The organism is Mycobacterium sp. TH-M15, assembly GCF_057473705.1.
Genome location: NZ_JBYCLB010000664.1, coordinates 1 through 1,903 on the forward strand (window position 1 = coordinate 1; position 1,903 = coordinate 1,903).

A 1,903-nucleotide genomic window follows, 5' to 3' on the forward strand; every position below is an offset into this window, starting at 1 on the left:
GAAATTCACCGGCTGCGACCCCGTCGAGGACCCGGCATCCGCCGAGTGGACCACAGACGTTTGTGCAGGTGTACATCCGCTAGCCTAGCCTGGGCACCGGTCAACGCTGGTTGCGAGTATCCCGGGTCCGCTGCGTCCCGGATGCGGGGACCGGACAAAGACAAAGACCTAAGGAGTAGCTGGTGACTCAGGCGGCGACTCGGCCGATATCCGACACCGACAGCACCGACATTCTGGCGGTGGCTCGCCGGCAGGTGCTGGAGCGCGGCGAAGGGTTGCGCCAGCAGCAGGTGCTCGAAGTGCTGCAGCTGCCCGACGACCGCCTCGAAGAGCTGCTGGCCTTGGCGCACGAGGTCCGGATGGCCCATTGCGGCCCCGAGGTCGAGGTGGAGGGCATCATCAGCCTGAAAACCGGTGGCTGCCCGGAGGATTGCCACTTCTGCTCCCAGTCGGGGTTGTTCGCCTCGCCGGTGCGCAGCGCCTGGCTGGACATCCCCAGCCTGGTCGCGGCGGCCAAGCAGACCGCGAAGTCCGGCGCCACCGAGTTCTGCATCGTCGCCGCGGTGCGCGGCCCCGACGAGCGGCTGCTGGCGCAGGTGGCAGCGGGCATCGAAGCGATCCGCGACGCCGTGGACATCCAGATCGCCTGTTCGCTGGGCATGTTGACCGCCGACCAGGTGGAGCGGCTCGCCGCGATGGGCGTGCACCGCTACAACCACAACCTGGAGACGGCCCGTTCGTTTTTCCCCGACGTCGTCACCACGCACAGCTGGGAAGAACGCTGGGAGACGCTGTCGATGGTGCGTGCGGCCGGTATGGAGGTCTGCAGCGGCGGCATCCTCGGCATGGGCGAAACCGTCGAGCAGCGCGCCGAGTTCGCCGCCAACCTGGCCGAGCTCGACCCCGACGAAGTGCCGCTGAACTTCCTCAACCCGCGACCCGGCACCCCGTTCGGCGACCTCGAGGTGCTGCCGGCCGGCGAAGCACTCAAGGCGGTGGCCGCCTTCCGGTTGGCGCTGCCGCGCACCATGCTGCGGTTCGCCGGTGGCCGCGAGATCACCCTGGGTGACCTGGGCGCCAAGCAAGGCATCCTGGGCGGCATCAACGCGGTGATCGTCGGCAACTACCTGACCACGCTGGGGCGTCCCGCCGAAGCTGACCTGGAGTTGCTCGACGACCTGCAGATGCCCATCAAGGCGCTCAACGCCAGCCTGTAGCGCGTGATGGTCCACGATCTGCCCGCCCCGCTCAGCGCAGGCGTCTACAACATCTACACGGGTAAGCCGTCCGCGGAGGGTGCCGCTATTCCGACCTCGGCGCGGTTGGGCCTGGAGCCGCCCCGGTTCTGCGCCGAGTGTGGCCGCCGGATGGTGGTGCAGGTACGGCCCGACGGCTGGTGGGCCAAATGCTCGCGGCACGGGTTGGTCGATTCCGCCGAACTCGAGCCGCTCCGATGACGGACATGCGGCCGGGCCCGCGGTTTTCTCGACGACGGGCGGCGCTCACGGTCGCCGCGGGTTTGGCGCCGGTCGGCGTGCTCGTCGGCGCCCTGTGGGCGTGGCTCGCGCCGCCGGTCCGGGGCGTGCTGGTGTTGACCCACAGCGGAGAGCGGCTCCACGAATACCTGGGACCGGAATCTGATCACTTCTTCGTCGCCGCGTTCCTGATGCTGGGGCTGCTCAATGTGGTCGCCGCGGTCGCGGCGGTGCTCGCGTGGCAGTGGCGGGCGCACCGCGGACCTGGGATGGTCGTGGCACTGTGCAGCGGCATGCTGGTCGCGGCCGGTGCCGCGACCGGCGTGGGCGTATTGGCGGCCCACTTCCGTTATGGCACAGTCGATTTCACTGCAATCCCGCTGAGCCCCGATCAGCTGCACTACTTCACGCAGGCGGCGCCGGCGTTC

3 protein-coding genes are annotated in these 1,903 nt (G+C 69.0%); all 3 read left to right on the plus strand.

Annotation, left to right across the window (positions count from 1 at the left end):
* Nucleotides 1-182 precede the first annotated feature (182 nt).
* Nucleotides 183-1,217 (plus strand): biotin synthase BioB, encoded by a 1,035-nt coding sequence (gene bioB, locus AC2VNT_RS16240; protein ID WP_486947833.1) that lies wholly within the window; start codon nucleotides 183-185, stop codon nucleotides 1,215-1,217.
* Nucleotides 1,218-1,223: 6 nt separating this feature from the next.
* The gene (gene bsaP, locus AC2VNT_RS16245; protein WP_486947835.1) at nucleotides 1,224-1,457 is read left to right on the plus strand and encodes a biotin synthase auxiliary protein BsaP; all 234 of its coding nucleotides are present in this window, start codon (nucleotides 1,224-1,226) and stop codon (nucleotides 1,455-1,457) included.
* Between the two features lie 5 nt (nucleotides 1,458-1,462).
* The coding region (locus tag AC2VNT_RS16250; protein WP_486947834.1) for a DUF2567 domain-containing protein at nucleotides 1,463-1,903 on the plus strand (441 nt) is incomplete at its 3' end.